Annotated in this window: 3 protein-coding genes; all 3 read right to left on the bottom strand. The window is 30.0% G+C overall.

Annotated features, from left to right (window positions below; translation table 11 throughout):
- The coding region (locus tag IAA47_08420; protein MBU3842985.1) for a family 1 glycosylhydrolase at window positions 1–150 on the bottom strand (150 nt) is incomplete at its 3' end.
- 28 nt (window positions 151–178) lie between these two features.
- The gene (gene celB, locus IAA47_08415; GenBank protein MBU3842984.1) at window positions 179–1483 is read right to left on the bottom strand and encodes a PTS cellobiose transporter subunit IIC; all 1305 of its coding nucleotides are present in this window, start codon (window positions 1481–1483) and stop codon (window positions 179–181) included.
- Window positions 1484–1492: 9 nt separating this feature from the next.
- Window positions 1493–2398: an ROK family protein gene (locus tag IAA47_08410; protein ID MBU3842983.1), complete on the bottom strand. Its 906-nt coding sequence runs from the start codon at window positions 2396–2398 to the stop codon at window positions 1493–1495.
- Between the last annotated feature and the right edge of the window lie 128 nt (window positions 2399–2526).

Genomic DNA, 2526 nt, shown 5'->3' with positions numbered 1-2526 from the left:
ATCACCTGTTGTTCCCTTAAAAGTTTTTCCTGGTATTCTCACAAAATGATCCCAGTTAGACATACCTTTTCCATCAACGTTATAAGCCCCTTCTATTTGATAAGCTGCTGATGCACTTCCCCATAAAAAATCCTTTGGAAATTTGTACATATTTTCCTCCTAAATCTTGATTTAATTTTTACTCTTGATAACTTTTTTCATCTTCTAAAATCTTATTATCGAAAGCTTTGAAAAATGGTAAATATATTATCATTCCTATAGCAATTAAAATGATCTGTAAAATAACATATCTAAATGAACCAATTGAAGCTAAGTATCCACTTATTAAAGGTGGTGTTGTCCAAGGTATCGAAATTCCTGGTAACTTAGGTAAGATTCCCATAGCTATACTAAAATAGCCTATAAGCCCTGTTAAAATAGGAGTTATGAAAAACGGAATTATTAAATACGGATTCATAACAATAGGTAATCCAAATATAATAGGTTCATTTATATTAAAACATGCTGCTCCTACAGATATTCTTCCAACCTCTTTAAGTTGTTTACTTTTAGAGGCAAATGCTAGTAAAAAAGCTAAAGCAAATGTTCCTCCTCCTCCGCCAAGACTAATGAATAAATCGAAAAATGGTCCTCCTAATACATTTGGAATCTCTTTTCCAGCTTCATAAGCAAGTCTATTTTGATCACCTAATAACCCTAACACTGGTCCTATTGTTCCTAATATAATCGTTGATCCATGTAATCCTGCTATCCAGAATAATTGGATAATAGCAACAATAATAGCCAATCCCCACCAACTACCTACTAATATTTTTAAAGGTGTTGTTAATACTACTTTTAATAACTCATGAACATTTTGAAAATCAGTACTTTCTAATAATAAACGTATTATTAATGTTCCTATCATTAATGCTAAAGTTGGAATTAATGCTACAAATGATCTTGCAACTGCTGGTGGTACATTTTCTGGCATTTTTATTACTATATTTTTTCTTATAAACCAAGTATAAATTTCAACCGAAATTAAAGAAGATATTATAGCTCCGAACAATCCTGCACTTCCAGTATAAATTAATGGAATTGCTTCTACTGTTGTACTCATAAACGATACTTTATATGGTGTCAATATCATAAACGTCATTAAAGCAAGTGCTACAGCTGATAAGCAATCTATTTTATTTTTTTCAGCTAATCTATAAGCTATTCCTATACACCCAAATATAGACATAATATCAAAAGTAGCTCTTACAGGATATAATACTTTTCCCATCCAAGCTTCTCCAAATATACCTGTCATAAACTCATAGTATCCAGGTACAGGTAAAAAAGCTAATATCATAAAGATAGATCCTGCAATTGTTAAAGGCATAGATAAAATAAGACCATCTCTTATTGCCTGCAAATGCTTTTGTCCTCCTATTTTAGCAGCTACAGGCATAAATTTTTCTTCTAAAAATACATTAAATTTATCAAATAAACTCATATTTTCCTCCTAATTTTTTCTTTCTTTTTGCATTAAAATAAAATGATATACTGCTCCTATTTTGCCAGAATCATTTAAAAATTTACATCTTTCCAATTTAGGCATTTCTAATGGACATACATCTTTTTTTATTATCTCCACTTTTTTTTCTAAAATCTCTATAAAATCTGATCTTTTTGTTATTTCTCCACCTATAAGAATTTTTTCTGGATTTAAACTAACAGCTAAATTATATATTGAATAAGCTAACGAAGTGTAAAATTCATCTATTACTTTAGTAGCTATTTCATCTCCATTGTGAGAAAGTTCAAATATTTCCTCTCCAGTTAAGCATTCCCAGTTTATATTTTTTCTCTTAGCATAAGCTTTTAATAATCCTCCCCTTACACTCCCAGACATACTTAAACTAGCTTCTTCATAATCTTCTCTTCTATCAGTTATCATAAAACCAAATTCACCAGCTGCAAAATTAGCCCCACGTAACATCTCTCCATTCACGAAGATAGCTCCACCTACTCCTGTTCCAACAGTTAGGCATAGAAAATTATTCAAATCTTTTGCATTTCCTAACCATTTTTCTGCAAGTGCTACACAGTTTACATCATTTTCTAATTCCACAGGAATACCTATATATTTTTCCAATTCACTTTTAAAAGGAAAATCATATAAATCGTATAAAGCTCCTCCAGTAATCATATGTCCTCTTTTAACATCTATTACTCCTGGCATACTGAAAGCTAAGCCTTCTATTTTATTCCCTTCATTTTGAAATTTTTTAACAACCTCTTTTATTCTTCCAAAAATTATATCTCTATTGTCTTGAGTAACTATACTGCCACTTTTTAAAATTTCTCCATTTTTATTTATTAAAGAATATTTTGTGTTTGTTCCTCCAACATCAAAACTTAAGTACATCTTTTTTCTCCTTTTTGGAAAGCGGTTTCTTTTTTTCCGAAAATGAAAGAGAAACCTATGTTTCTCTTTCATAAATTTTTAACTCTCCATTGTAAATATTTTCTTTTATTTTTTTACCTTCTATTAAT

It is taken from the genome of Candidatus Fusobacterium pullicola, assembly GCA_018883725.1.
Taxonomy (GTDB): domain Bacteria; phylum Fusobacteriota; class Fusobacteriia; order Fusobacteriales; family Fusobacteriaceae; genus Fusobacterium_A; species Fusobacterium_A pullicola.
Note: the sequence above shows the minus strand (reverse complement) of the source record. Positions and strands in the feature narration are given on the sequence as shown.